Origin of the sequence: Tabrizicola caldifontis, from assembly GCF_004762095.1 — a bacterium.
Classification (GTDB): Bacteria; Pseudomonadota; Alphaproteobacteria; order Rhodobacterales; family Rhodobacteraceae; genus Tabrizicola; species Tabrizicola caldifontis.
Genome location: NZ_SIJH01000007.1, coordinates 23,783 through 50,580, shown reverse-complemented (window position 1 = coordinate 50,580; position 26,798 = coordinate 23,783). Strand labels below are relative to the sequence as shown.

Annotated in this window: 27 protein-coding genes, 1 tRNA gene and 1 pseudogene; 12 read left to right on the top strand and 17 right to left on the bottom strand. The window is 65.8% G+C overall.

What is annotated here, in order from left to right:
* The first annotated feature begins 46 nt into the window (after nt 1-46).
* Complete coding sequence (locus EYB42_RS17325) at nt 47-211, top strand: hypothetical protein (RefSeq protein ID WP_167850954.1); 165 nt, start codon at nt 47-49, stop codon at nt 209-211.
* On the opposite strand, the gene EYB42_RS07255 is transcribed toward EYB42_RS17325, so the two are convergent.
* The gene (locus EYB42_RS07255) at nt 212-1,234 is read right to left on the bottom strand and encodes a hypothetical protein (protein WP_135449208.1); all 1,023 of its coding nucleotides are present in this window, start codon (nt 1,232-1,234) and stop codon (nt 212-214) included.
* Between the two features lie 181 nt (nt 1,235-1,415).
* Between EYB42_RS07255 and EYB42_RS07250 the strand changes: the two genes are divergently transcribed.
* Nucleotides 1,416-2,351, top strand: coding sequence for a DMT family transporter (locus tag EYB42_RS07250; protein WP_135449207.1), 936 nt, complete (start codon nt 1,416-1,418; stop codon nt 2,349-2,351).
* On the opposite strand, the gene EYB42_RS07245 is transcribed toward EYB42_RS07250, so the two are convergent.
* From EYB42_RS07245 to EYB42_RS07230, 4 genes are all read right to left on the bottom strand, one after another.
* Nucleotides 2,324-2,902: a thymidine kinase gene (locus EYB42_RS07245; RefSeq protein ID WP_135449206.1), complete on the bottom strand. Its 579-nt coding sequence runs from the start codon at nt 2,900-2,902 to the stop codon at nt 2,324-2,326. The two genes, EYB42_RS07250 and EYB42_RS07245, sit on opposite strands and share 28 nt — an antisense overlap.
* A 265-nt stretch (nt 2,903-3,167) precedes the next feature.
* On the bottom strand, nt 3,168-4,505 hold the full coding sequence (locus EYB42_RS07240) for a DEAD/DEAH box helicase (protein ID WP_135449205.1): 1,338 nt from the start codon (nt 4,503-4,505) through the stop codon (nt 3,168-3,170).
* A gap of 261 nt (nt 4,506-4,766) precedes the next feature.
* Nucleotides 4,767-4,842: transfer RNA gene (locus tag EYB42_RS07235), tRNA-Ala, on the bottom strand.
* A gap of 106 nt (nt 4,843-4,948) precedes the next feature.
* Nucleotides 4,949-5,284, bottom strand: coding sequence for a TIGR02300 family protein (locus EYB42_RS07230; protein WP_135449204.1), 336 nt, complete (start codon nt 5,282-5,284; stop codon nt 4,949-4,951).
* A 122-nt stretch (nt 5,285-5,406) separates the two neighbouring features.
* On the opposite strand from EYB42_RS07230, the gene EYB42_RS07225 reads away from it, so the two are divergent.
* The 4 genes from EYB42_RS07225 (at nt 5,407) to EYB42_RS07210 (ending at nt 8,707) form a co-directional block, all read left to right on the top strand.
* Nucleotides 5,407-6,099 carry a M48 family metallopeptidase gene (locus EYB42_RS07225; RefSeq protein WP_135449203.1) on the top strand — a complete coding sequence of 231 codons (693 nt, stop codon included), beginning with the start codon at nt 5,407-5,409 and terminating at the stop codon, nt 6,097-6,099.
* A 32-nt stretch (nt 6,100-6,131) separates the two neighbouring features.
* The gene (locus tag EYB42_RS07220) at nt 6,132-6,776 is read left to right on the top strand and encodes a GntR family transcriptional regulator (RefSeq protein ID WP_135449202.1); all 645 of its coding nucleotides are present in this window, start codon (nt 6,132-6,134) and stop codon (nt 6,774-6,776) included.
* Nucleotides 6,777-6,922: 146 nt separating this feature from the next.
* Nucleotides 6,923-7,834 carry a pirin family protein gene (locus tag EYB42_RS07215; RefSeq protein ID WP_135449201.1) on the top strand — a complete coding sequence of 304 codons (912 nt, stop codon included), beginning with the start codon at nt 6,923-6,925 and terminating at the stop codon, nt 7,832-7,834.
* Between the two features lie 129 nt (nt 7,835-7,963).
* Nucleotides 7,964-8,707: a class I SAM-dependent methyltransferase gene (locus tag EYB42_RS07210; RefSeq protein WP_135449200.1), complete on the top strand. Its 744-nt coding sequence runs from the start codon at nt 7,964-7,966 to the stop codon at nt 8,705-8,707.
* Between the two features lie 9 nt (nt 8,708-8,716).
* Here EYB42_RS07210 and lpdA read toward each other — a convergent pair whose 3' ends face one another.
* The 12 genes and pseudogenes from lpdA to mdh all read right to left on the bottom strand — a co-directional run bounded on the left by lpdA (nt 8,717) and on the right by mdh (nt 22,047).
* Complete coding sequence (gene lpdA, locus EYB42_RS07205; protein ID WP_135449199.1) at nt 8,717-10,105, bottom strand: dihydrolipoyl dehydrogenase; 1,389 nt, start codon at nt 10,103-10,105, stop codon at nt 8,717-8,719.
* An 84-nt stretch (nt 10,106-10,189) separates the two neighbouring features.
* Nucleotides 10,190-10,585, bottom strand: a complete 396-nt coding sequence (locus EYB42_RS07200) for an MAPEG family protein (protein WP_135449198.1) — start codon at nt 10,583-10,585, stop codon at nt 10,190-10,192.
* A complete protein-coding gene (locus tag EYB42_RS07195) occupies nt 10,582-10,812 on the bottom strand; it encodes a hypothetical protein (RefSeq protein WP_135449197.1) in 231 nt (76 codons plus the stop codon). Before EYB42_RS07195 ends, EYB42_RS07200 begins: the two co-directional genes overlap by 4 nt.
* Complete coding sequence (locus EYB42_RS07190; protein ID WP_167850953.1) at nt 10,809-11,426, bottom strand: hypothetical protein; 618 nt, start codon at nt 11,424-11,426, stop codon at nt 10,809-10,811. Before EYB42_RS07190 ends, EYB42_RS07195 begins: the two co-directional genes overlap by 4 nt.
* 271 nt (nt 11,427-11,697) lie before the next feature.
* Nucleotides 11,698-12,930: pseudogene (gene odhB / locus EYB42_RS07185) on the bottom strand (2-oxoglutarate dehydrogenase complex dihydrolipoyllysine-residue succinyltransferase); the annotation flags it as partial.
* Nucleotides 12,931-12,943: 13 nt separating this feature from the next.
* A complete protein-coding gene (locus EYB42_RS07180; protein WP_135449195.1) occupies nt 12,944-15,913 on the bottom strand; it encodes a 2-oxoglutarate dehydrogenase E1 component in 2,970 nt (989 codons plus the stop codon).
* A 69-nt stretch (nt 15,914-15,982) separates the two neighbouring features.
* On the bottom strand, nt 15,983-16,867 hold the full coding sequence (gene sucD / locus EYB42_RS07175; protein WP_135449194.1) for a succinate--CoA ligase subunit alpha: 885 nt from the start codon (nt 16,865-16,867) through the stop codon (nt 15,983-15,985).
* Between the two features lie 5 nt (nt 16,868-16,872).
* Complete coding sequence (gene sucC / locus EYB42_RS07170) at nt 16,873-18,066, bottom strand: ADP-forming succinate--CoA ligase subunit beta (protein WP_135449193.1); 1,194 nt, start codon at nt 18,064-18,066, stop codon at nt 16,873-16,875.
* Between the two features lie 259 nt (nt 18,067-18,325).
* On the bottom strand, nt 18,326-19,507 hold the full coding sequence (locus EYB42_RS07165) for a hypothetical protein (protein ID WP_135449192.1): 1,182 nt from the start codon (nt 19,505-19,507) through the stop codon (nt 18,326-18,328).
* 291 nt (nt 19,508-19,798) lie between these two features.
* Nucleotides 19,799-20,353, bottom strand: a complete 555-nt coding sequence (locus EYB42_RS07160) for a class I SAM-dependent methyltransferase (RefSeq protein WP_240784018.1) — start codon at nt 20,351-20,353, stop codon at nt 19,799-19,801.
* 107 nt (nt 20,354-20,460) lie between these two features.
* The gene (locus tag EYB42_RS17320) at nt 20,461-20,631 is read right to left on the bottom strand and encodes a hypothetical protein (protein WP_167850952.1); all 171 of its coding nucleotides are present in this window, start codon (nt 20,629-20,631) and stop codon (nt 20,461-20,463) included.
* Between the two features lie 453 nt (nt 20,632-21,084).
* Nucleotides 21,085-22,047 (bottom strand): malate dehydrogenase, encoded by a 963-nt coding sequence (gene mdh / locus EYB42_RS07155; protein ID WP_135449190.1) that lies wholly within the window; start codon nt 22,045-22,047, stop codon nt 21,085-21,087.
* 156 nt (nt 22,048-22,203) lie between these two features.
* Here mdh and EYB42_RS07150 point away from each other — a divergent pair, with 156 nt between their 5' ends.
* From EYB42_RS07150 to EYB42_RS07125, 6 genes are all read left to right on the top strand, one after another.
* Nucleotides 22,204-22,953, top strand: coding sequence for a sulfite exporter TauE/SafE family protein (locus EYB42_RS07150; RefSeq protein ID WP_135449189.1), 750 nt, complete (start codon nt 22,204-22,206; stop codon nt 22,951-22,953).
* 335 nt (nt 22,954-23,288) lie between these two features.
* Nucleotides 23,289-24,131 (top strand): HpcH/HpaI aldolase/citrate lyase family protein, encoded by an 843-nt coding sequence (locus EYB42_RS07145; RefSeq protein WP_135449188.1) that lies wholly within the window; start codon nt 23,289-23,291, stop codon nt 24,129-24,131.
* 36 nt (nt 24,132-24,167) lie between these two features.
* Nucleotides 24,168-24,713, top strand: coding sequence for an NnrU family protein (locus EYB42_RS07140; protein ID WP_135449187.1), 546 nt, complete (start codon nt 24,168-24,170; stop codon nt 24,711-24,713).
* Between the two features lie 95 nt (nt 24,714-24,808).
* Entirely contained in the window at nt 24,809-25,012 is a 204-nt protein-coding gene (locus EYB42_RS07135) for a DUF1737 domain-containing protein (RefSeq protein ID WP_135449186.1), read from the top strand.
* On the top strand, nt 25,009-26,031 hold the full coding sequence (locus tag EYB42_RS07130) for a MaoC family dehydratase (RefSeq protein WP_135449185.1): 1,023 nt from the start codon (nt 25,009-25,011) through the stop codon (nt 26,029-26,031). The genes EYB42_RS07135 and EYB42_RS07130 overlap by 4 nt, the downstream gene beginning before the upstream one ends.
* Nucleotides 26,032-26,136: 105 nt before the next feature.
* Nucleotides 26,137-26,772 carry a TorF family putative porin gene (locus EYB42_RS07125; protein WP_135449184.1) on the top strand — a complete coding sequence of 212 codons (636 nt, stop codon included), beginning with the start codon at nt 26,137-26,139 and terminating at the stop codon, nt 26,770-26,772.
* Nucleotides 26,773-26,798 lie beyond the last annotated feature (26 nt).

The following is a 26,798-nucleotide window of genomic DNA, read 5'->3' as shown; positions in this document are numbered from 1 at the left end:
CGGTGGGCCGCTTCGATGTGGCTTCCGCTGCATCAAGATGATTGCCATGCTGCGATCGCTGAACCGCCCGGCAACGCAGGGCCAGGCTACGGGCAATGCGGGCCGGGTCACGGTCTGTGCCGGGCCATTCGCTACGGTGGAACCGGCGGCGCGGGCCCGTCAGAAGTATCTGGTCCTGGGCTTTTCGGATGTGATGGTTGTGGGGCCCTGATCAGGCGCCGCAGATGCCTTGCAGCGCGACCCAGGATTCGTCGGGAATAAGTGGCGCGGGGGCCAGGCCCTTGTAGGGATCGCCCGCAGCGAGACCGCCGGTGATTGCGCCGTCGGGATCGACGGCCAGTGCATAGGGGGTGGCGGGGATCTGCGCAGCCTCGAAGGCGCGGATCAGCTCGTCGTCGGACAGCCTGACAGGTGCGGCGCGCAGCGCGGCTTCGCCATAGCCCTTGATGGCGGTATCGGGCAGGTCCGCCGTGGTCAGAAGCTGGAAGGTGGCGCGCAGGCCCGCATATTCCAGAAGCGGCACCATCGGATCGGCCGCGCGGGCGCGCAGGCCTTCCACCAGCGCCGCGCCGGCCGCAGCTTCCGGCCCGTTGGCCTGTTCCAGAAGCCGGCGCGGCAGGATGATGACATCGCCGGGCAAGTGGAGCGGCTGATCCACCCCTTCGGGCATGACGTAGAGGATTGGCGTATCGACCGGTCCGAAGACGCGGCCGGCCAGCCGGGCAAGGGCCTCAAGTCCCAGCTGGTTGTCGCAGGGCGCCCCCGTCACGCGCGACAGATCGTCAAGCACACGCTGCCCGATCTGGGCCCGCTGTGCTGGCGGCAGAACCGAGGCCGTGTGGCCGATCAGCGCGCCGGGCAGCCAGAACAGGCCCAGCCCGACTACCAGCAGCGCCAGTCCGCCAAGGATCAATCCGCGCAGTCGCCCCGGGCGGGGCACAGCGGCAGTGACAGCGGCGCGGACCGCATCCAGCGCGGCGATCATGTAGGGTTCGGTCAGTTCCAGGCTTTCGGCCGATTCCGTGCCCGGGGCAAAGACCGGCGGTTCCTCGCCCCTGTTGATGCGGATCACGGCGGGAAGGGACCAATGGCTGATCGCCTCGCCGCTTTTCGGGTCGGACAGGATGAGCGTCGCCTCGCCGAAGCGCACCAGCACCTCGCGGCGCTGGTCGTGCGGTGTCTCGCGCCACAGGCCCGAACATTCGAGCCTCTGATACTTCTTCAGCGCCGTCATCGGCCTCTGGGTCTCTGCCTGTTCCCCGGCACCTTATCGCCAGCGCCGGGCATCCACAATCGCCTTGGACATGGCGATTTCCGCAGTCGCAAGGCCTGCAAGCGGCGCTGCAAGGTCGCGTTCAGGCGGTCTGGCCGGTGCCATGTCGGGCAGAACGGGCAGACAAGAGGCAGGCAAGATCATGAGCGAGACCCCGAACCGGACCCTGGCCGCCTTCGGCGCAATCCTGATCTATGCCACCATAATCGCCTACACCGACAATTACGTCCGGGTGATCGCGCAGGATGCAGGACTGTGGCAGTTCCACGCCACGCGCACGGCTATGGCCTTTGCACTGCTTGCCATCCTGGCCATGCCCCTGGGTCTTCGACTGCGTCCGAAGAACCCGCGCGCGGTGGTGGCGCGGTCGCTGATCCACGGTTCGGCGATGCTGATCTATTTCGGGGCGTTGGCCTTCCTGCCGGTGGCGCAGGTCGCGGCGGGGCTGTTCACCGCGCCGATCTTCGTGCTGCTGATCCAGCGTCTGGTCTATGGGCTGCGCATCAGCCGCATTCAGGTGCTGGCCGTGGCCGTCGGATTTGCCGGTGTGGTGCTGGTCCTGGGCCGTGAGGCGGTGCAGGGGGCGACGCTGGCCGCGCTGCTGCCAGTGATTTCCGGGGCCTTGTATGCCATGGGCAACATCGCCACCCGGCAGTGGTGCGAGGGCGAAAGCGCCGAGGTGCTGGTTGCCGGGTTCTTCGGCATTCTCGGGGTCTTCGGGCTGATCGGCATGGTGATGCTTGCGGTGTTCCCCGTGCCGGTTGCCGAAGGCGCGGCGGGTTTTGTCCAGAGGGGAGCGGTCTGGCCAAGCGGCACCTTTCTGTGGTGGACCTTCGTGCAGGCCGCGGGGTCGCTGCTGGGCGTGGGGATGTTCGTCAAGGCCTACCAGATGGCCGAGGCGTCGCGGGTGGCAGTGTTCGAATACGTGATCCTGCCTGCGTCGGCGGCTTGGGGCTACCTGCTGTGGGGGGAAAGGCTGACCTGGCTGGCTGCCGCCGGCATGGCGCTGATCGTGCTGGCGGGTGTGCTGATCGCCCGCCCGTCCGGGCCTCAGTCGCCGACCGCCTCGCGCCAGTGACGGCGGCAAAGGCTGACGTAGGTCTCGTTCCCGCCGATCACCACCTGTTCGCCCTGTTTCAGCGCGCGTCCGTCGGGGCCGCGGCGGATGACCATGGTGGCTTTCTTGCCGCACCGGCAGATGGTGCGCACCTCGCGCATCTCGTCGGCCCAGGCCAGCAGCGCGGCCGAGCCGGGGAAGAGGTTGCCCTGGAAATCGACGCGCAGGCCATAGCACATGACCGGCACGCCCAGGTCATCCACCGCGCGGGCCAGTTGCCAGACCTGTTCCTTGGACAGGAACTGTGCCTCGTCGATGAAGACGCAGGCAACCTTTCCGGCAGCGAAACGGGCCTGAAGCTTGGCGAACATGTCTTCGCCGGGGGCAAAGGTGTCAGCGTCCTCGCCAATGCCAATGCGGCTGGCGATGCGGCCTTGCCCGGCGCGATTGTCAAGGCGCGCGGTGATCAGATAGGTTGCCATGCCCCCCTCGCGGTAGTTGTGCGAGGCTTGCAGCAGCGCGGTCGATTTGCCCGCATTCATCGTGGAATAGTGGAAGTAGAGCTTGGCCATGCGCCGCCGCTTAGCCGAGCTGTGGACAGCCCGCAAGCGCCATGGCCGGGGCAGGAAACCCGGCACCGCCATGACTGTCAGGCGGCAGGGGCTTCGGTCCCTGATACCGCCGGGGCATCGCCCGATCCTTGACCCGACCCTGCTTGCCCGATGGGACACTTGGGCGACGACGGCCCTTGCCATGTGATCGACGGCATGGCGACAAGGGCAATGCGCGGCGATCTGATCGAGAGGCAGTTCTTCGAGTGGCGGTCCATGCCCGCGTTCAGCCCTGCCTGCGATGCGGCTGGCCGGGCTTGCCGCCAGAACCGCGCCGCGGGCTGGCCTGGCCGCCCTGCGGCCGGGCCCCCGCCACAGGCTTGCCGCCGGGGCGCTGGCCCTGCGGCTTGGCCGCAGGCTTCGGCCCGCCGGACCGCTGCGGGCGCTGCCCCCGGTTCTGGCCTGGCCTTGGTGCCGCAGCGACGATTTCGGCTGCCCAAGGCGCGCCGCCGATAACCGGGATCGGCTTCTTCAGCAGCTTCTCGATGGCTTGCAGTTCCACCATCTCAGCCGGGGCGCAGAAGGCGACCGCCGTCCCCTGGGCCCCCGCACGCGCGGTGCGGCCGATGCGGTGGACGTAGTTTTCCGGCACGTTCGGCAGGTCGTAGTTGTAGACATGCCGAACGGTGGGGATGTCGATGCCCCGTGCGGCCACGTCGGTTGCAACCAGAACATCAAGCTCGCCGGTCCGGAATTCTGTCAGGGTGCGGTCGCGTTGGTTCTGGCTCTTGTTGCCGTGGATCGAGCCTACCCTGAAGCCCCAGGACGCCAGTAGCTTGGCAAGCTTTTCCGACCCGTGCTTGGTGCGGCCGAAGACCAGGGCCTGTTCGCCCGGGTGCTTCTTGAGGTAGTCCTCCAGGAGCCTGGCCTTGTCGCCGTTCGGGATGAAGTGGACGCCCTGCACGATCCGCTCCACCGGCTTGCCCGGGGGGGCCACCTGCACGCGCACCGGGCTGCGCAGGTAGGTGTCGGCGATTTCCTCGATGTCCCTGGGCATGGTCGCGCTGAAAAGCAGCGTCTGACGCTTCAGCGGGATATGCCTTGCGATCTTCCGCAGGGAATGGATGAAGCCCATGTCGAGCATGTGGTCGGCCTCGTCGAGGACGAGGTAGCCGCATTTTTCCAGGCTGACGTCGCCGCGTTCCAGCAGGTCGATCAGCCGGCCGGGCGTGGCCACCAGGACATCCGTTCCCCGCGACAGGGCCTGAGCCTGCTTGAACAACGAGGCCCCGCCGACGACCATCGTCACCTTGACAGCGGTGCCCTTGGTGAAGGTTTCCAGATTGTCCCTGATCTGGGTAGTCAGTTCCCGCGTCGGCGCAAGGATCAGCGCGCGCACATGTTTCGGGCCCGGAGGATGGCCAATGTCAAGCAGACGGTGCAAGAGCGGCAGGCCGAAGGCGGCGGTCTTGCCGGTGCCGGTCTGGGCCAGGCCCATCAGGTCGGCGCCTTTCATGATGTGGGGAATGGCCTGCACCTGGATTGGCGTGGGCTGTTTCAGACTGGTCTTTTCCAGCGCCTTCAGAAGTTTCGGCGACAGGCCGAGGTCGGCGAACGAGGTCATGGGGGTCTTCCATACGTCAAAGGGCCCGCGACCCTCGCCCCGGACGAATGTCCGTGACCGTGCCGCGCGGCGGCGCCCCTGCGTGATGGTGGGAACCTTTCGTCCGGGCCTTTCGGTGCTCACGCGGCACGGACTTCGGACTTGGGGGACATGGGCCCTTGGCCTGCCGATGTCAAGCCAAGTCATGCCGATGCGGCCGGACATTGCCGGACTGGCAATGAAAAAGGGGCGGTCAAAACCGCCCCGCTTTCACGTTCTCTTTGGTGGAGCCAGGGGGAATCGAACCCCCGACCTCTTGAATGCCATTCAAGCGCTCTCCCATCTGAGCTATGACCCCACCGGAGAGAAGCATCACGCCCTGCGGCGTGATGCCGGGTGTCTAGGACAGGTCGCCGGGGGGTGCAAGGGGGAAAATTCACGCCCCCCTTGTCACGGCTTCCGTCTCAGACCTCTTCCTCGTCGCCGGCCACGTCGGCCAGATCGTCGAGCGACACATTGTCGTCGGTGTCGTCTTCCAGCAGGTCATCGTCCAGCTCGGTGTCGTCGCTTGCGGCGGCTTCCAGCAGGTCGTCATCGGTCTCCAGATCCTCGACCAGGACATCCTCGTCCTTGTCGGGCGCGATGCGCGAGATGACGCTGGCGGCCATCTTGCGGCGGACCGATTCGATATCCACGATCTCGCCGGTGTAGGGGCTGACGATCGGGTTGCGGTTCAGGTCGTAGAAACGCTTGCCGGTGGTCGGGCAGATGCGTTTCGTGCCCCATTCTTCCTTGGGCATGGTCATCCCTTCGAGCGGTGGGTAGCAGAATGACGCCGCTTGCCACAGGTGCAGGCGACTGTCAAAGGCTTTCGTGAGGCGCGGCAAATGGCTATCCTGGACGCAGGTTTCAAGGGGTTTTCATGGCGATCCTGCCCGGCTCTCCGCCCGTCGAGGTGCATCTGAAGCGATCCGCGCGGGCACGGCGATTCTCGCTTCGGGTGTCGCGGCTTGACGGGAAGGTGACGCTGTCGATGCCGCTGCGCGCGCGCGAGGGCGAGGCGCTGGCTTTCCTGAAGGGGCACGAGGGCTGGCTGCGCCAGACCCTCGAGTCGATGCCCGAATCGGCCGTGCGGCCGGTGGGCCTGGGGTCTGTGGTTCCGGTCGAGGGGCGGCAGCTGCTCGTGGAGCAGGGCGCAGGCCGGTCGATCCGGGTGGAAGGCGACAGCCTGCTGGTGCCTGGGGATCCGGCCAACGCGGCACCAAGGGTGGCGGCCTGGCTGAAGGTGCTGGCGCGCGACCGGCTGGCAACGGCCTCTACCCGTTATGCCGGGCTGGTGGGGCGGCGCTACTCGACGCTGGTGCTGCGCGATACCCGGTCGCGGTGGGGCTCGTGCTCACCGGACGGGCGGCTGATGTATTCCTGGAGGTTGATCATGGCCCCGCCCCCGGTGCTGGATTATGTCGCAGCCCATGAGGTCGCGCATCTGGTCGAACTGAATCACTCGCCGGCCTACTGGGCGGTGGTCGAGCGCATCTGTCCCGGCTGGAAGGCGCAGCGCGCCTGGCTGCATGCGCAGGGCCAGGCGCTGCACCGGCTGCGCTTTCAGGATTGACCCCCGACCGCGCGGGGTGTTCCCTGCCGGCCATGAGCACCCGCCCCCCCGATCCCAATGCCGCCGCGCATGAAAAGCTGTATCGAACGCTGCGCCAGCAGGTGATGCATGGCGAACTGGATCCCGGCCAGTCGCTGACGCTGCGGGGCCTTGGCAAGCAGTTCGGCGTGTCGATGACCCCTGCGCGCGAGGCGGTGCGGCGGCTGGTGGCGGAAGGGGCGCTGACGCTTTCCTCCTCGGGCCGGATTTCGACGCCGGAGCTGACCCCCGAAAGGATCGAGGAGCTGGCGGCGATTCGTGCGCTGCTGGAACCCGAGATGGCCGCCCGCGCCCTGCCGCGCGCGCATTTCGCGCTGATCGAGCGGCTGGCTGCGATCAACATGGCCAATGCCGAAGCCGCGGTGAAGGGCGAAGCCGTTGCCTATGTGCGCACCAACCTGGAGTTTCACCGAACGCTCTACCTGCGCGCCCAGACCCCGGCGATGTTGGCGATGTGCGAAACGGTCTGGCTGCAACTGGGTCCGACGATGCGGGCGGTGTATGAAAAGGTGAAGCGCCGCGAACCGCCGCAGCATCACCGGATGATCCTGGCCGCGCTGAAGGCGGGGGACGAACCCGGCCTGCGGCTGGCCGTGCGGACCGACGTGACGCAGGGCCTGCGGCATCTGACAGGGTGACTGCCGCGCCTGCAATTCGGGCTGCGTCGCAACATGCGCCAGTCGATTTGTGCTTTTTCGCACAATGACCCCCCCCGCATTTTCGCCTTGGCGCGCGGACTCGCAGGCCCCATCTTCAGGACAACCGCAATTCCACGAGGCATCCCATGTCCATCCGTCCCGTCATCGAGACCCGCCGCGCCCTGCCTCATATCGAGGGGGCGGGCGTTCATCTGCACCGTGCCTTCGGGTTCCAGGATCCGACAGAGGCCGACCCGTTCCTGCTGTTCGACGACTTTCGCGGCGATCATCCGCGCGACTACATGGCCGGCTTCCCCTGGCATCCGCACCGGGGAATCGAGACGATCACCTATGTCCTTGCCGGCACGGTGGAGCACGGCGATTCGCTCGGCAACCGGGGCATCCTGGGGCCGGGTAGCCTCCAGCTGATGACCGCCGGGCGCGGCATCCTGCATCAGGAGATGCCGAAAGGCGATGCGCAGGGCCGGATGCACGGGTTTCAGCTGTGGGGCAACCTGCCACGGCATCTGAAGATGACCGACCCGCGCTATCAGGACATTCCGGGGGTGGAACTGCCGGAACGGCATGAGGATGATGGCACCAGCATTCGCGTGGTCATCGGCGACTACCGCGGCGTGAAAAGCCCGGTCGATGGCATCGCGGCCGAACCGCAATATCTGGACATCGTCGTACCTGCGGGCAGGCGGAAGGTGTTCAGGGTCGATACCCGCCGCCGGGCCTTTGCCTATGTGTTCGAGGGATCGGCCAGCTTCCGCGATGCCGCGCGGCCCGAGGGCGTACTTCTGGAGAAGGAAGTTGCCGGGCAGGAGGTCAACATCCGCGACCTGTCCGGCAACCGGACGCTGGTCCGCTTCGGTGCGGGCGACGAGGTGACGGTAACGGCCGGGCCAGAGGGCGTTCGCTTCCTGCTGATCTCGGGCGCGCCGATCGAAGAGCCGGTGGCATGGGCCGGGCCGATCGTGATGAATACCGAGGCCGAACTGCGCCAGGCCTTTGCGGAACTGCGCAACGGCACCTTCATCCGACCGGCGCACTGAGGCGGGGCCGATCCCTCGGCCAAGGCTTGCGGCAGGCGCCTGCCGCTTCTACCACCGCGGTGGGGCGGACGGCCCGGTCGCGGTCGGCAGCCGCGGACGCCGTGGCCAGACGCAGGCAGGGGGATCGCCATGTTTCGCAGGCCCAGGGGCTATCACTATCTCGACTTCCTGTCGGAACTGCATCGCTGCATCCTGTTCGACTGGTATCTGGAAATCGGCTGTCGCACCGGAGCGTCCCTCGCCCCCGTGCGCGGCAAGGCGATTGCCGTGGACCCCCGTTTCCGGGTGCGGATCGACGTGATCCGCCAGAAGCCGGCGCTGCATATGTTCCAGACGACCAGCGACGACTTCTTCGCCTCGGGTTTCCTGCAAGCCAACCGCATCCGGCCGGGCGTGAGTTTTCTGGACGGGATGCACCTGTTCGAATATCTGCTGCGCGACTTCATCGGCACCGAAACGGCCAGCGATCCGGAAGGCGTCATCCTGATGCACGACTGCGTGCCGATCGACAGCGAGAGGACAACACGCGATCTGGCTGCGGTCCGCGGCGCATGGACGGGGGATGTCTGGAAGCTGGTGCCTATCCTCCGGAAATGGCGCCCAGACCTGAAGATGACGATGCTGGACCTGCGCCCGACGGGTATGCTTTGCGTCACGAACCTGTCGCCGGGCAACACGGTGCTGCGTGACAATTACGACAGGATCGTCGCCGAATACCTGGACCAGACCATCGAAAGCTTTGGTGTCGCGCGCTTCTTCGGGCTGTTCGACTTTGCCCCCTCGGTACGGGAAGTCGCCGAGGGGTTTCCAATGTTCCGGCCGATCGCCATCGACCCGTCGGATGAAGAGGTGCCGAGACCGCTCGGCACCTGAAGGCCGGGGTCAGGCGTGGATCGCGCCGTCGCCGCAGGCGAGCGCGGCCTCGCGCACGGCTTCGGACCAGGTCGGATGCGCGTGGCAGGTCAGCGCCAGATCCTGCGCCGAGGCGCCGAATTCCATCGCGACGCAGATCTCGTGGATCAGGTCGCCCGCGGCCGGGCCGATGATGTGGGCGCCCAGGATGCGGTCGGTCGTGGCGTCGGCAAGGATTTTCACGAAACCCTCCGCCTGGAACACCGCCTTTGCGCGGGCGTTGCCCATGAAGGGGAACTTGCCCACCTTGTAGGCCCGGCCATCCTCTTTCAGCTGTTCCTCGGTCTTGCCTACATTCGCCACCTCGGGCGTGGTGTAGATCACGCCCGGAATGACGCCGTAGTTCACGTGGCCATGCTTCCCGGCCAGGATCTCGGCGACGGCCATGCCCTCGTCTTCCGCCTTGTGGGCCAGCATCGGACCGGCGATGGTGTCGCCAATGGCGTAGAGACCGGGAATGCTGGTCTGGAAATGCGCGTCGGTCTTGATGGTGCCGCGCGGGCCCATCTCGACGCCCAGCGCCTCCAGGCCAAGACCTGCCGTATAGGGTTTGCGGCCGGTGGCGACGAGGACGATCTCGGCCTCCAGCGTGGCCTCGCTGTCATTCTTCTTCAGCTTGTAGCTGACAGTGGCACCCTTCTTGCTCTTGGTTACCGATTGCACCGCCGCGCCCAGGATGAATTTCAGGCCCTGCTTCGCAAGGATGCGCTGGAAGGTCTTGGCGACCTCGGCATCCATGCCGGGGGTGATGGCATCGAGATATTCGACCACCGTCACTTCCGTTCCAAGCCGGGCATAGACCGAGCCCATCTCCAGCCCGATCACGCCCGCGCCGATCACCACCATCGATTTCGGGGGCTGGGCAAGGGTCAGCGCGCCCGTCGAGGTGACAACGGTCTGCTCGTCGATCTCGACGCCAGGCAGGGTGGAGGGTTCCGAACCGGTGGCGATGACGATGTTTCGCGCAGTGTGGATCTCGTCCCCGACCTTGACCTGACCGGGGGCGGGGATCGTGGCCCAGCCCTTCAGCCAGGTGACCTTGTTCTTCTTGAACAGGAATTCGATGCCCTTCGTGTTGCCGGCAACGACATCGGCCTTGTAGGCCTGCATCTTCACCCAGTCGACCTTGGGGGCGGCGCCCATGAGGCCCATCTTTTCAAAGTTCTCGTGCGTCTCGTGCAGCAGGTGCGTGGCATGCAGCAGTGCCTTCGAGGGGATGCAGCCCACGTTCAGGCAGGTCCCGCCCAGCGTCTCGCGCCCCTCGACGCAGGCGACCTTCTGGCCAAGCTGTGCGGCGCGTATCGCGCCGACATAACCGCCGGGGCCGGCGCCGATGAAGATGGTGTCGAAATCTGCCATGGGTCGGATCCTCTGGTCTGGTTGGGGAACCGGGGGTTTCACACCCCCGGACCTCCGTGGGATATTTGCGAACGGAAGAAGAAGTCAGATGAGGGCTGCAGCGATCATCGTCAGGGTTGCCAGAAAGCCTATCGCCCAGATGACCGAACGCCAAGGGCGCAGGCCTCCAGCATAGGCCGGGATGTAGAGCACCCGGGCCGCGAGATAGGTCCATGCGGCGTATTGTGTGACCGGGGTGGACTGGTTGCCCAGGGTGACCACGACGACCGCGAGGGTGAAGAGGATCAGCCCCTCGAAATGGTTCATCATTGCGCGTTGCAGTCGGCCGGTGAGGGTTGAGAGCGGTCGGGGCGGCGGGGTGTCGCGGGGACCCGAGGTGTAGCCGGTGCCAAGTTCCAGGTTTGCGGGGATGGCGAAGAGGAGGAACTGGACCGTTTGCAGGAGGCCGGCCAGGGCGAGTGCGGTGAGCTCGGGGGTCATTCGAAGGCCTCGGGCAGGGCGACGGCAAGCTCGGTGAAGTTGCGGCGGTTCATGCGCATGAACCAGTGGGTCTGGGCCTGGCAGTAGCGGGCCACCTCGGAATAGGGGGTGTCGGGCGGCAGGGCGAGGGTTTCCGGCGCGGCGGCGGGTGTGCCGGTGGGGATGACCTGGGTGGTGGCGATGGAGGCGAGGAGCAGGGCGGACAGACAGGAGCACAGTGGGATCATTTTGACACCACCTGGTCCATTGCCACGCGGCGCAGAAAGCCAAGCAGCGAGAATTCGGTGCTCAGTAAGCAACACATATTGGCGTAAATTTCTGCAAGTCGTTCTTTAGTAGCTTTGTTGGCCTGCGGCACTGACAGGTAATGAAGATCAGCCACGAAAGGAGCGGCCAGTTCCTCGGACAGAACTGGAAGCCCAGCCAGCATCGCCTTCAAAATGCGTGGGGCTTCTGTGTAGATTCCTTCGGCAAAATGTAGGTTTAGGACGCTGGAGGCTTTCGTCATTTCCGCCCTAAGTGCCGCGCCGAAGGTATTGGTGGGCACCTCGTGCACCTTGACACCGTCCTGGCGCAAGCGTTGCAGATTGCGCATCCGGCGACGGTTGGTTCCACCGAAAAACAGCGTCGGACCGTCCGCCGCAATCGCGATGGGTGGCGCCGATGCGGGGAAAATGTGCGGGCCGAAATGAATGCGCGACCGGACTTCAGCAGGCAAATCTTCGTAGATCGGACGGTTCCCTTCGGACAGGTCCAGCACTAGGTCAAAAGATGCTGCCTGCTGCTGGATCGTCTCAAGAAGATGCCTTTTCCACATCGGCCGCCCCGTGACGTCCAGCATGTGCTCGGTCTGCATTCGGACGTAAAGCCCTCGACGCGTTCGAGGAGCGAACGATGCCAGCTTGCCCGGGCGATGCAGCCCGACATGCAATTCAACCTCGGTTCCAATGGGCTCTGTCAGAACGGTCGCTAGGTCTGCGGCGAAGTCGTCAAGCAACGGTACCGGAGACACGAGACAGACATCGTGCTTTTGATTTAAGGCCATTGGATTGCCTTTCCGCAGATCTGTCGGGATGTTGGCGCCCCGGCGTTATGTGCTTCCGCGATTGCGATCACAAATCCATCAGCAGCCGACGCGGGTCCTCCAGCGCCTCTTTCACCCGCACCAGGAACGTCACCGCACCCTTGCCGTCCACGATCCGGTGGTCGTAGCTGAGGGCGAGATACATCATCGGGCGGATGACGATCTGGCCGTTCACCACCACGGGGCGGTCCTGGATCTTGTGCATGCCAAGGATGCCGGACTGCGGGGGGTTGAGGATGGGGGAGGACATCAGGCTGCCATAGACCCCGCCGTTCGAGATGGTGAAGGAGCCGCCCTGCATCTCCGCCATGCTGAGCTTCCCGTCGCGGGCGCGGGCGCCGAGTTCGGCGATCTTCTTCTCGATTTCGGCAAAGGACATCCGGTCGGCATCGCGCACCACCGGGACGACAAGGCCCGAGGGCGTGCCGACCGCAACGCCCATGTGGACGTAGTTCTTGTAGACGATGTCCTGGCCGTCGATTTCGGCGTTGACCTCGGGGATCTCCTTCAGGGCATGGCAGCACGCCTTCACGAAGAAGGACATGAAGCCCATCTTCACGCCGTGCTTCTTCTCGAAGGCGTCCTTGTAGGTGTTGCGCAGTTCCATGATCGCGGACATGTCCACCTCATTGTAGGTGGTCAGCATCGCCGCAGTATTCTGCGCGTCCTTGAGCCGCCGCGCGATGGTGGCGCGCAGGCGGGTCATCCTGACCCGTTCCTCGCGCGCGGCGTCCTCGGCCGGAACGGGGGCGCGGGGCAGGGCGGCGGGCGCGGGGGCCGGAGCTGCGGCGGCCGCGGCGGTTCCTGCGGCTCCGGCCACGGTGCGGGCCACGTCCTCCTTCATGATTCGGCCGTCACGGCCGGTGCCCTGAACCTGGTCAGGGGTCAGGCCGGCCTCGGCCATGGCCTTCTTCGCGCTGGGTGCGTCCTCGACCGATTTCGCGGCGGCGGGCGCAGTGGTCATGGCGGCAGGCGCGGGGGCAGGGGCGGCCTCGGCCTTCGGCGCTGCGGCGGCGCCTTCGGTCACGATCGCCAGCCGCGCGTTGGCGGCTACCGTCGTGCCCTCGGGCGCGAGGATCTCGGCCAGGACGCCCGAGACCGGCGAGGGCACCTCGACCGAGACCTTGTCGGTCTCGAGCTCGCAGAGCATCTCGTCCTGCTTCACCGCATCGCCCGGCTTCTTGAACCAGGTGGACACGGTGGCCTCGGACACGGATTCGCCGAGGGCGGGCACCATAACGTCAGTCATCTCAATTTCTCCGGTCTGTCCGAGGTCAGTTCAGGCCAAGGGCCTGGGCGACAAGGGTTTCCTGTTCCTGCTTGTGGCGGGAGGCGAGGCCCGTTGCGGGCGAGGCGCTGGCCTTGCGGCCGGCATAGGACATGCGCGTAGGCTTGCCGCGCACACGTGTCAGGATCGCCTCCATCTCGGGCTCGATGAAGGACCAGGCGCCCTGGTTCTTCGGCTCTTCCTGGCACCAGATGAACTCGGCCTTCGGGAAGCGCGCGAGTTCCTGGCCGAGCGAGATCGTCGGCACGGGGTAAAGCTGTTCGACCCGCAGCAGATAGACATCGTCCAGCTTCTGCGCGTCGCGTTCGGCCAGAAGGTCGTAATAGACCTTGCCCGAGCAGAGGATGACGCGCCGGATCTTCTCGTCGGCCTTGAGCTTCAGGGTCGAGTTGCCCTTCTGCGCATCGTCCCACAGCACGCGGTGGAAGGTCGAGCCGTCGGTGAAATCCTCGGCCCGGCTGACGCACATCGGATGGCGCAAGAGCGATTTGGGCGTCATCAGGATCAGCGGCTTGCGATAGGTCCGGTGCAGCTGACGGCGCAGGATGTGGAAATAGTTCGCCGGCGTCGTGCAGTTGGCAACAATCCAGTTGTCTTCCGCAGACAGTTGCAGGAACCGTTCCAGTCGCGCGGAGGAATGTTCCGGGCCCTGGCCCTCGAAGCCGTGGGGCAGGAGGACGACGAGGCCAGACATGCGCAGCCATTTCGACTCGCCCGAGTTGATGAACTGGTCGAACATGATCTGTGCACCGTTGGCGAAATCGCCGAACTGGGCTTCCCAGATCGTCAGCGCATTCGGTTCGGCCAGCGAATAGCCGTATTCGAAGCCGAGCACGGCATATTCCGAAAGCATCGAGTCGATGACCTCATACCGCGCCTGTCCCGGGCGGATGTGGTTCAAGGGGTAGTGGCGTTCCTCGGTGGTCTGGTCGATCCAGCCGGAATGGCGCTGGCTGAAGGTGCCGCGGGTGCAGTCCTGGCCCGCCAGACGCACGGGGAAGCCTTCGAGCTGAAGCGAGCCGAAGGCCAGCGCCTCGGCAGTGGCCCAGTCGAAGCCCTGTCCGGTCTCGAACATACGGGCCTTGGCCTCAAGCTGGCGGGCGACGGTCTTGTGCAGATCGAAGCCCGGGGGCACGCGGGTCAGCGCGGCGCCTACCTCGGCCAAGGTCTCGGCCTTGATCCAGGTTTCACCGCGCTGGTAGGTGTTCAGATCCTTGGTCTGCAGGTTCTTCCAGCGCCCGTCCAGCCAGTCGGCCTTGTTCGGCAGAAAGGCCTTGCCGGCCTCGAACTCCTCGTTGAGGCGGGCCTGGAAGGCGGCCTTCATGTCCTCGATCTCGCCGGCCGAGATCAGCCCGTCGGCCACCAGCCGTTCGGTGTAGAGCTGGAGCGTCGTCTTCTGCTTGCGGATGCGGTTGTACATCGCCGGGTTGGTGAACATCGGCTCGTCGCCTTCGTTGTGACCGAAGCGGCGGTAGCAGAAGATGTCGATGACCACGTCCTTGTGGAACTTCTGGCGGAACTCGGTGGCCACCTTGGCAGCATGGACCACGGCCTCGGGGTCGTCGCCGTTCACGTGGAAGATCGGCGCCTCGACCATCAGCGCGATGTCGGTGGGGTAGGGCGATGTCCGGCTGAAGGCGGGTGCGGTGGTGAAGCCGATCTGGTTGTTGACGATGATGTGGATGCAACCCCCCGTCCGGTGGCCCTTGATGCCCGACAGTTGCAGGCATTCCGCCACCACACCCTGACCGGCGAAGGCCGCGTCGCCGTGCAGCAGCACCGGCAGCACCGCGATCCGTTCGGCGGTGTCGTTGAGCTGATCCTGCTTGGCCCGCGCCTTGCCCAGCACTACCGGGTTGACGGCTTCGAGGTGGCTGGGGTTGGCGGTCAGGCTGAGGTGCACCTTGTTGCCGTCGAACTCGCGGTCACTCGAGGCGCCGAGGTGGTATTTCACGTCGCCCGAGCCATCCACATCCTCGGGCTTGTAGGAGCCGCCCTGGAATTCGTGGAAGATCGCGCGGTAGGGCTTCTGCATCACGTTGGCGAGGATGTTCAGCCGGCCGCGGTGCGGCATGCCGATGATGATTTCCTTCACCCCCAGCGCGCCACCGCGCTTGATGATCTGCTCCATCGCCGGGATCAGCGCCTCGCCCCCGTCCAAGCCGAAACGCTTGGTCCCCATGTACTTGACGTGCAGGAACTTCTCGAAGCCCTCGGCCTCGACCAGCTTGTTCAGGATGGCCTTCCGGCCTTCCCGCGTGAACTGGATTTCCTTGCCGTAGCCCTCGATCCGTTCCTTGAGCCAGGCCGATTGTTCGGGGTCGGAAATATGCATGTATTGCAGCGCGAAGGTGCCGCAATAGGTGCGCTTCAGGATGTCGATGATCTCGCGCATCGAGGCGTGCGTCAGGCCCAGCACGTTGTCGATGAAGATCGGCCGGTCCATGTCGGCTTCGGTGAAGCCGTAGGAGGCCGGGTCGAGCTCGGGGTGGGACTTCTTCTCGGCCAGCCCCAGCGGGTCGAGGTCGGCGGCCAGGTGGCCGCGGATCCGGTAGGCGCGGATGACCATCAGCGCGCGGATGGAATCGAGCACAGCGCGCTGGATCTGGTCTTCGGACAGTGCGACGCCTGCCTCGGCGGCCTTGGCGGCGATCTTGGCGCCGGCGGCGCGGGCTTCCTTCGCCGACGGGGGCGCAGCCCACTCGCCGGTCAGCGCGGCGGTCAGGTCATCTGCCGGGGTAGGCGGCCAGTCGGCCCGCGCCCAGGACGGGCCTTGCGCGGCGCGCTTGGCGTCGATCTCGCTGTCGCCGAGGGCCTTGAAGAACTCGGCCCATTGAGGATCGACACTGTTCGGGTCGGCGGCGTGGCGCGCGGCCAGCTGATCGACATAATCGGCATTGGCCCCGTCGAGGAAGGACGAGGCGGCGAAGGCGGCGTTCGGGGATTGGTCGGTCATCGCGCGTTTCCTGTTGGGGCGGAGCTACCGCCGAGGGAAAAGGCGGGGCGTCCCCCGCCCTGGTCCAGTTCAGCCCTTGATCGCTTTCAGTACGGCTTCGCCCAGGCCCGCAGGGCTGTCGGCCACCACGATTCCGGCGGATTTCATCGCCTCGATCTTGGACCCGGCATCGCCCTTGCCGCCGGCAACGATCGCGCCCGCGTGGCCCATGCGGCGGCCGGGCGGGGCGGTGCGGCCGGCGATGAAGCCGGCGGTGGGCTTCCAGCGGCCGCGCTTCCTTTCATCTGCGAGGAACTGGGCGGCTTCCTCTTCCGCGCTGCCCCCGATCTCGCCGATCATGATGATCGAATGGGTGTCAGGGTCGGCGAGGAACATCTCCAGCACATCGATGTGTTCGGTGCCCTTGATCGGGTCGCCGCCGATGCCGACGGCAGTGGTCTGGCCAAGGCCCACGTCGGTGGTCTGCTTCACGGCCTCATAGGTAAGCGTGCCCGAGCGTGACACGACCCCAACCGACCCTTTGGAGAAGATCGAGCCCGGCATGATGCCGATCTTGCATTCGCCGGGGGTCAGGACGCCGGGGCAGTTCGGGCCGATCAGGCGCGACTTCGAGTTGATGAGGGCGCGCTTGACCTTCATCATGTCGAGGACCGGAATGCCTTCGGTGATGCAGACGATCAGCGGCACCTCGGCGTCGATGGCCTCGAGGATCGAGTCGGCGGCGAAGGGCGGGGGAACGTAGATCGCGGTCGCATCGGCGCCGGTTCTGGCCACGGCCTCGTGCACGCTGTCGAAGACGGGCAGGCCGAGGTGTTCGGTCCCGCCCTTGCCGGGGGTCACGCCGCCGACCATCTGCGTGCCATAGGCGATGGCCTGTTCGGAATGGAAGGTGCCCTGGCTGCCGGTGAAGCCCTGGCAGATGACTTTGGTCGCTTTGTTCACGAGGATGGACATGGGCTTCAGCCTTTCACCGCCTTGACGATCTTCCTTGCCGCGTCCGACAGGTCGTCGGCGGCGATCACGTTCAGGCCGGATTCGTTGATGATCTTCTTGCCGAGCTCGACATTGGTGCCTTCCAGCCGCACCACCAGCGGCACCTTCAGCCCGACCTCCTTCACGGCGGCGACGATGCCCTCGGCGATGATGTCGCAGCGCATGATGCCGCCGAAGATGTTGACGAGGATGCCCTTCACGTTCGGGTCACTGGTGATGATCTTGAAGGCCTCCGTCACCTTCTCCTTCGTCGCGCCGCCGCCGACGTCGAGGAAGTTGGCGGGCTCCGCCCCGTAAAGCTTGATGATGTCCATGGTGGCCATCGCGAGGCCCGCGCCGTTGACCATGCAGCCGATCTCGCCATCAAGCGCGATGTAGTTCAGGTCGAACTTAGAGGCTGCGAGTTCCTTGGGATCCTCCTCCGTCTCGTCGCGCAGGGCGGCGATGTCGGGGTGGCGGTAGATCGCGTTGCCGTCGAAGCCCATCTTGGCGTCAAGAAGCCGCAGCGAGCCGTCCTTGAGCACGCAGAAGGGGTTGATCTCCAGCATGTCCATGTCCTTGTCGATGAACAGCTGGTAAAGCTTCTTCACGATCTGCACGCATTGCTTGACCTGCTGGCCCTGGAGGCCCAGGGCAAAGGCCACGCGGCGGCCGTGGAAATCCTGCAGGCCGGTCGCCGGGTCGATGGTGAAGGTCAGGATCTTTTCGGGCGTCGCATGCGCCACGTCCTCGATCGACATGCCGCCCTCGGTCGAGGCGACGATCGAGATGCGGCTGGATTTCCGGTCGATCAGCAGGGCAAGGTAGAATTCCTTCTCGATGTCCGAGCCGTCCTCGATGTAGATGCGGTTCACCTGCTTGCCCGCCGGGCCGGTCTGCACGGTGACAAGCGTGCGGCCCAACATCTGGCGGGCGAATTCGGCCGCCTCGCCCACGCTGCGTGCCAGGCGGACGCCTCCCTTCTCGCCGGCCTCGGGTTCCTTGAAATGGCCCTTGCCGCGGCCGCCTGCATGGATTTGCGCCTTGACGACCCAAAGCGGCCCGTCCAGCTCGCCCGCGGCGGTCTTGGCCTCTTCGGCCTTCAGCACGACGCGGCCATCGCTGACCGGGATGCCGTAGCTGCGCAGAAGCGCCTTGGCCTGGTATTCGTGGATGTTCATGGCGCAGCACCCTGTCCCTTGATGAACTTGCCGGCCTCATCGCATGAATGCAGGCGTAATCCTACGCGGATTTCCGTCCGTTAGCGCTGAAGGGCGCAGAAAAATGCATCATGTGATCACGCCCTGAAATTTCGTGATCACAACTGGAAAATTTGTGATCGCGAGCGTTCCGCGCCAATGGCTCCGTGATTCGACCCGCAAGGCACGGGCCGGATTCTGCAAGGAAACCTGCACGATCCTTCACCGGATCCCGGCCCGATCAGTTCAGGAAGACGGCAAACAGCATCGCATCGCCCGAGACCAGACGTTCAAAGTCGCGCCAGGAATCCATGCCGATCCGCTCGCCCTTTTCCGCGAAGGGAAGGAAGCCCTCGCCCTGGATCCAGGTGACCAGGTCCACCGGCGGGGGGTTGTCGAACATCTTCTTCAGGTTGATCCCGGCCTCGGCCCCATAGCGCCAGTGCGGGATCAGCTTCTCGCCGGTCAGCAGCGCCTCGGCATCGGCCAGCACCGCCTGCCACCGCGTCCCGGTCCCGGGGGGCATGACAAGGCCGATGGCCGAAACCTGCCTGTCGTTCGGCACCCATTCGCCCTGGTTGTCCTCTTCCAGTTCGACCAGCGTCCAGAAGCGGCGGTTCTCGGCGATCATCGACATGAAATGGCCGTGCGCCTTTGCGGCAAGGCCCTTGTCGGGCGTGTTCGACAGCGCCAGCAGCACCATGGCCAGTCGGTCCACCTGGCGGCCGAACATCATGTCCATCGCGTTCGGCGGCGGCGTGTCGCCCCAGAGCGCATAGATCGCCTTGCTGGATTCGATCACCCGCTGGATCGCAGGCTCCGGGTCATAGGCCAGCGCGACCGAGGCAAAGCCAGAAAGGAAGTGGGTATAGGCCGACAGCCAGGCGGCATCGGCAGTGTCGAAGCGGATCACCGGATCGACGACCGGGATGCCGACCCGGCGTCCGCCGGCAAGAATGCCGGCCACCGCGCCGATTTCCTCGCCATCGTCGCGGGTGCCGTTCATGTTGATGTCGAACCACAGATCCGCTAGCCGGATGTCCAGCGCGAAGGGCTGGTCGCCAAGCTGTGCCAGGGCTGCACGGGCAGCCTCCATTTCGGCGTCGAGATTGGTGATCAGAGTGGTGAAATCAGCCGCTGCGAAGGGGCGGGCTGCGGGGTTTTCCGGGATCGGCAGGCGCAGGATGGGCAGCTCGGACCAGTCGGCCCGCATACCGGTCTGCCAGCGCAGCTGCAGGGCGGCCTCTACCCCCCCAAGGAAGCGCAGGCCGGCCAGCGCGAACAGCTGTTCGCTGGCAGGATCGGCCATGGCAGCCAGCCTTGTCTTGGTTGCGGAAATTCCGGTGCGGGCGATCTCTTCCGACAGGGTTTCGGAAGCGACGGGCGCGGCGGCAAGCAGAAGGGCAAGGGTAAGGGCGCGCATCCGGGCCTCCACTGTTGATAGGCAGAGAGTGCGGCCGTGCCCATGCGGTGGCAAGTCAGGATATCCAGCTGCGTGATCTGCGGCGCCCCTGCGGCCCGCATTCGGTGCCGCACGCGGCGGATGATCGGCTAACGGGCGATCCCGCGATGTCTTTGCACGAGCGGTCTTTTCAGGCCTGCTGCCCCGGCAACCCATCCCCCATGGGTCGGTGCAGCCCTTGCTGCCGGCCCGAAGCCAAGGGGCGAACCGGGGCTTGGCGACCCCGGCCTTCCTTGGCAGCATCCGGGCGGTCTAGGGCGTGCAGGGCGGGATGGCGGCCCAGAGCACCTGACCCCGGGGCAGAAGTGCCGGTCGGCGCGCCGGAGTGAAGCCGGCTGAACCGATCATCGCCTCGGCCGCAGCTGCGGTGATGTGATAGGGCGGGCGGTCCGAATGGGTCACGACGCCATCGGCCTGCCGGAACGGACCAGCACCATCCGGGGCGATGAAGACGGTGAACAGAAAGGCTTTGAGACGTCCAAAGCGGCGCAGGTTGCGCAGCGCCGTGGTCAGCGCCGGGGCAGGCAGATGGGTGAAGACCCCGAAGGCGATGGCAAGCGTGATCCCGTCGGGCACCCCGGGATAGACGAAGTCGGCGTCCTCGATCAGATGGTCAAGCGGCAGCGCCTCGGGGTCCGGCAGTTCGGTTGTCCGGCCGTGCCGCATCAAGGCCAACGAGGCATCGGTGCCCCAGTAGTGACCGGGCTTCAGGAACGGCACGGCCTTGTGGCCAAGCCGCAGCGCGCCGCAGCCGATATCCAGCAGGTGATCCTCCGGCGTCATGCCCTCGTTCAGAAGGACCTGCATCTGGATGCGGGCGGTTTCGTCCCAGCGACCGCCGACGATCTCGCGGTGGCGGCCCTTCGCGATGGCGTCCTCATAGAAGCCGGGGGCGAGGTAGGGGGAGGCAGGTCTCAGCCTTTCTGGTCCTTCTTCGCGGTCGCGGCAGCCTTCATCCGGGCGAGGAGCTGTTCCTTGGTTTCTCGCGGCGGCGTGGTCGATTTCGGCGCGCCCTTCTGGGCGTGGTCCGGCCCACGCGGTGCCCGGCGGGCACCCTTGGGGTTGCCGGATTTCGAATAGTCCATGGTGGGCCCTCCAGGGCTATGGGTCTGGCCTTGGGGATGCCGGATTCCGCCCGGCAGGGCAAGGGGGTGCGGTCCCGTCCGTGGTAGATCATTCCGTGCTCGTTCATGATTTCAAACGTTTGGCCGTTCGCGGCAGAATATCCCCGACACCCTGACCGGGCGGTGCCCGGTGCATTTCGAGCAGTGCATGCCCGCTGGAAAAGCCGCGCTGCCTGCGGCGGGAGTATTTGGGGAAAGGTACAAGAGTAAAGGACGGTGCCGCGGCCGGACTGGTGGCGACATGGGGCAGGGCCGGGCTGCCGGGCGGTGCGGGCAGGCCAGCCGAGGGACGGCCGGTCGGGTCGCGGTCCTCAGGCGGCGCCGGTTCGGCAAGCCGGGCGGTGGCATCACAGGCAAACACCCCCGGAAACGGGTCCGGGGGTGTTCGGGGAAGCGCTTCAGATCAGGGGCCGCTCAGCCCAGAGTCGCGTCGATCCCCTTGCAGGCAGCCACGAGGCCCTTCACCGCATCGACCGACTTTTCGAACATGGCCTTCTCCGTGGCGTCGAGCTTCACTTCGACCACACGCTCCACCCCGCCCGCGCCGATGATCACGGGAACGCCGACATAGAGGCCATCAAGGCCATAGGCGCCATTGACATGGGCAGCACAGGGCAGAAGGCGCTTCTGGTCCTTCAGATAGGCTTCGGCCATTTCCACGGCGGACGCGGCCGGGGCGTAGAAGGCCGAACCTGTCTTCAGCAGGCCCACGATCTCGGCCCCGCCGTCGCGGGTGCGCTGGACGATGGCTTCAAGCTTCTCCTGCGTGGTCCAGCCCATGGCCACCAGGTCGGGCAGCGGGATGCCGCCTACGGTGGAATAGCGCACCGAAGGCACCATCGTGTCGCCGTGTCCGCCAAGGACGAAGGCGGTGACGTCCTTCATCGAGACGTTGAACTCCACCGCCAGGAAATGCCGGAAGCGCGCCGAGTCAAGCACGCCTGCCATGCCGACCACCTTGTTGTGTGGCAGGCCCGAGAATTCGCGCAGCGCCCAGACCATGGCGTCGAGCGGGTTGGTGATGCAGATCACGAAGGCGTTAGGCGCATGAGCCTTGATGCCCTCGCCCACCGATTTCATCACCTTGAGGTTGATGCCCAGAAGATCGTCGCGGCTCATCCCCGGCTTGCGGGGCACGCCGGCGGTGACGATGCAGACATCGGCGCCCGCGATGTCAGCATAGTCGTTGGTGCCCTTCAGCGCCGCATCGAACCCTTCCACCGGGCCCGATTGGGCTATGTCCAGCGCCTTGCCTTGCGGCGTGCCCTCGGCGATGTCGAACAGGACGACATCGCCCAGTTCCTTGAGCGCGATGAGATGCGCAAGCGTGCCGCCGATCTGACCGGCGCCGATGAGGGCGATCTTGGGTCTGGCCATGAGAGCCTCCTGATGGGGTGAATCGGGGCTGTGGGTAGCCGCTTATCGGGGTTCTGTCCAGCCTTGCAGGGCAATCGGTATACAATTGTATGCGAGAAAATGCCGCTTTCGGCTGTCCCGAAAGGGCGTTAGCGGTAACCCATGGCGGAGGGCGCGATGCACGATCTTTGGTTCTGGGCGGCAGCGCTGATCGCTGCGGCGCTGGTCGGGATGAGCAAAGGCGGCGTCCCGGTGGTCGGGATGCTGGGGGTGCCTGTCCTGGCGCTGGTCATCAACCCGGTGGCGGCGGCGGGGCTGCTGCTGCCGGTCTATGTCGTGTCGGATGTCTTCGGGTTGTGGGCCTACCGGCGGCATTACGACCGGCGGGTGCTGGCCATCGTCCTTCCGGGTGCCGTGGCGGGAATCGGCATTGGCTGGGCCACGGCCAGTCTGGTTCCCGAGGCAGCGGTCACATTCCTGGTCGGGCTGATCGGCTTTGCCTTCGCGCTGAACATCCTTGCCCGCCGCCCAGCGGTGGCAGAGCCGCGCCGGGCAGAGGTGGTGCCGGGCTTGTTCTGGGGCGCGCTGGCGGGATTCACCAGTTTCGTCAGCCACGCGGGCGCGCCGCCCTGGCAGGTCTATACCCTGCCGCTCGGCCTTTCGAAGGCGGTCTTTGCCGGGACGACGACGATTGCCTTCGCGGTGATCAATGCGGTGAAGCTGCTGCCGTATTACGCGCTGGGACAGCTGAACATCGGCAACCTGAAGATTGCGGCAGTGTTGGCCCTGCCTTCGGTCGTCGCCGTATTTGCCGGGGTAAGGCTGGTGCGGCTGATGCCGGAACGTCTGTTCTTCCGGCTGGTGACCTGGGCGCTTCTCATGATCTCGGTCAAGCTGATCTGGGACGGCGTGAGCAAGCTGGCCTGACCCGGGCCTCGCGCAAGCGGGGGCGCAACGATCGCGTGGCGGGCTTGGCCGTGGCGTCCGACCAGACACGCGATCACCCGTCAGGGCCGCCCCAGTTCGGGTTGGAAAAGGCAAGCCGGGTGGCGAGGATGATCCCGGCGAAGCCAAGCGACAGGGCAAACGCGAGCTGCCTCATGGAACTGGCCTGTGGCGGGCCGGACGTGGGAAAAGGCTGCCAGCAAGGGCCTCGACCCAGTTGATGCGGTGCTCTTGCTGCGCTGCGGCAAAAATGCGCTTGCCGTTTCTGTCCGATCCGTGCTTTCAAGCGCAAGAATCTTGCGCGGAGGTGAGTCGTCATGCGTCCCTGTCGGTCTGTCCTCTACATCCCGGCCTCGAAGGAACGAGCGCTGGAAAAGGCGCGTGAGCTGCCGGCCGATGCGATCATCTTCGATCTGGAAGATGCCGTCGCCCCCGAAGAAAAGGTGCGTGCGCGGGCGCTGCTGTCTGACGAGCTGCACCGGGCCGATTTCGGCGGGCGGCTGCGGATCGTGCGCGTGAACGGGCTGGAGACGCCGTGGGGCGCAGCGGACATGCTGGCCTTTGCCGGCCATCCCGGCGCGGATGCGGTGCTGGTGCCCAAGGTGAACGGGCCGGAAGACCTGGACGCCGTCGGGACACGGGTGGCAAAGCCGCTATGGGCGATGCTTGAGACGGCGCGTGGCTGCCTGAACGCTGCCGCCATCGCCGCCCATCCCCGGCTTGAGGGGATGGTGATGGGCACGAACGATCTGGCCAGAGAGCTGGGTGCGCGGCATCGCGCGGACCGCTTGCCGCTGATGGCGGCGCTGGGGACATGCGTTCTGGCCGCGCGGGCAGAGAGCAAGCTGATCGTCGATGGTGTGTTCAACGCCTTCCGGGACGAGGCGGGCCTGCGCGCGGAATGCGAGCAGGGCCGCGACATGGGCTTCGACGGCAAGACGCTGATTCACCCGGCCCAGCTGGAAATCGCGAACGCGGTCTTTGCGCCCTCGGAGGAGGAGGTGGCGCTGGCACGCCGCCAGATCGAGGCCTATGCCGAGGCGCGTGCGAAGGGCGAGGGCGTGGCCGTGGTTGATGGCCGGATCGTCGAGAACCTGCATGTGGCCACCGCGAAGGCGCTGACCGAGAAGGCCGAGGCGATTGCGGCGCTGGCGGTTTAGGGCCAAGGTGGCACCGAAACCGTTCGGAGGACCGTGATGACCTTGATCGTTCTGGGACTGGCGCTGTGGTGGGCCGCGCATCTGTTCAGGCGCCTGGCCCCGGCGCAGCGGGCGGCGATGGGCGACGCGGGCCGGGGTGTGGTTGCGCTGGGCGTGCTGGCAGGTCTGGTGCTGATGGTCATCGGCTATCGCGGCGTGGAACAGATCGACCTTTGGTATCCGCCCGTGTTCCTGACGCATGTGAACAATCTGCTGATGCTGTTCGCGGTCTATCTCTATGCCGCATCCGGCATGAAGACGCGGATCACGCGCGTGATCCGGCATCCGCAGCTGACGGCGGTCAAGGTCTGGGCTGTGGCGCACCTGCTGGTGAACGGGGATCTTGCCAGCGTGATCCTGTTCGGGGGCATCCTGGCCTGGGCGGTGGTCGAGGTGATCGTGATCAATCGGGCCGAGCCGCGGCCGGCGCCCCCGGCGCCCGCTCCGGTGGGCAGGGAAATCGGCGCGGTCGTCGGGGCGGTGGTGGTGCTGGGGGCAATCGGCTGGGTCCACAACTGGCTGGGCGTCTGGCCCTTCGGCTGAGGGCGAGGCGGGGGTTTCACACCCTCGCACCCCCGTGGGATGTTTGGGCAGAAAGGAAGGCAATTCCGTTCGGATTGCTGCAAATTGGTGAGGCGATGAAGCTCTATCGGTTCCTGAGTGCGGACGACACGTCGGAGTTCTGTCACAAGGTGACGGCGGCGCTGAACAAGGGCTGGGCGCTGCACGGCTCGCCCAGCTATGCCTTTGATGCGGCCAACGGCGTGATGCGTTGCGGGCAGGCGGTGGTGAAGGAGGTGGCGGGCGACTATCACCCCGATCTGAAGCTGGGCGAGCTATGAAGACGGATCCTGGCCGTTTTTTCGAGGACTACGCCTTGGGCGAGGTGATCCGGCATGCCGTTCCGCGCACCCTGGGTGGCGGGGAAAGGGCGCTTTACCACGCGCTTTATCCGGCGCGGGGCGCGGTGTATTCGTCGGATGAGTTCGCGCGGTCGGTGGGCTTGCGGGCCAGCCCGCTGGACGATCTGATCGCCTTCCATACGGTCTTCGGCAAGACGGTGCCCGACATCAGCCTTAACGCGGTGGCGAACCTGGGCTACGCCGAGGGGCGCTGGCTGCAGCCGGTCTGGCCGGGCGACACGCTGCGGGCGGAAAGCGAAGTGATCGGGCTTAAGGAAACCTCGTCCGGGGCGACCGGTGTGGTCTGGGTCCGCACGCGCGGGCTGAACCAGCGCGACGAGGTGGTGCTGGAATATGTCCGCTGGGTGCTGGTCAGGAAGCGGCGACGCGAGGTCGAGGTGCCGGTGCATGTGCCGGAGCTGGCGCCCGTGGTGGCGCCGCAGTCTCTGGTGGTGCCCGAGGGTCTGGATTTCAGCCGCTACGACTTCGAACTGGCGGGCGAACCGCACCGGTGGAGCGACTATGCGGTAGGCGAGGTGATCGACCATGTCGATGCCGTCACGGTCGAGGAGGCCGAACACATGCTGGCCACGCGGCTTTGGCAGAACACCGCCAAGGTCCATTTCGACGTGACGCAGCGCGAGGACGGCCGGCGCCTGATCTATGGCGGCCATGTCATCAGCCTGGCGCGTGCGCTGTCGTTCAACGGCCTGGCGAATGCCCAGTTCATCGTGGCCCTGAACGCGGGTGCGCATGTGAACCCCTGTTTCGCTGGCGACACGGTGCGGGCCTGGTCCGAAGTGCTTGACGGCGCCGAGACCGGTGTGCCCGGTATCGGGGCATTGCGGCTTCGGCTGGTGGCAACACGCGGCGCAGCCGGAAGGCTGCGGGGGGCGGACGGGAAATATCTGCCCGAGGTACTGCTGGACCTTGACTACTGGGCGCTGCTGCCGCGATAGGTGGCAGGTTTCCGGCCAAGAACCGCAATATCTGGCGATCCGGGGGTTCAGCCCGGCGCCCGGTTGTGCCACAATGACACGAATAACAACAACGGAGGCAGTGGCATGCGCATGATCGCAGGCGTGGCAGTGTTGGCCTTTTCGGCAGGAATGGCCGGGGCGCAGGGGTTCGAGCTTCTGGGCGGGGCCAAGCTGGAATACAAGCACAAGGAAGAGGGCGGAAGTTCCAACGCCTATTTCTCGGGCTATATCGAGGGCGAGGCCGTCGGGTTCTATGTCGGCATCTGGGGGCAGGTGGCCAGCGACGACCTGCTGGATGAAGTCGACCTTTACCTCGGCTACCGAAACGAGACAGCGGGCGGGCTGACCTACGATGTCGGCTATACCCGCTATTACTACCCGAACGACGGGGGCGAATGCTGCGGGGAATATACGCTTGGCCTTGGCATGCCTCTTGGTCCGGTGACCGGAAAGCTGGACCTGGCGCATGATCCGCAATCGGATCTGAACAGCGCCTATCTGGGGGCGGCCTGGTCGGCAACCGATGCCCTCGAAGTATCGGGCCAGTTCGGCATCTTTCAGGTCGAGGACGCAGGCAGCGAGCGCGAATGGGATCTGGGCATGACCTATTCACTTGGGCGGACGACGGCAGTCGACTTCCGCTACTACGATGGGTCCGACTATGCCGACAGCCATTTCGGCCTGGCCCTGACCTGGGATTCGACCCTGCTGTCACGCTGAACGATTTCCATCGGAAATTCGTGATC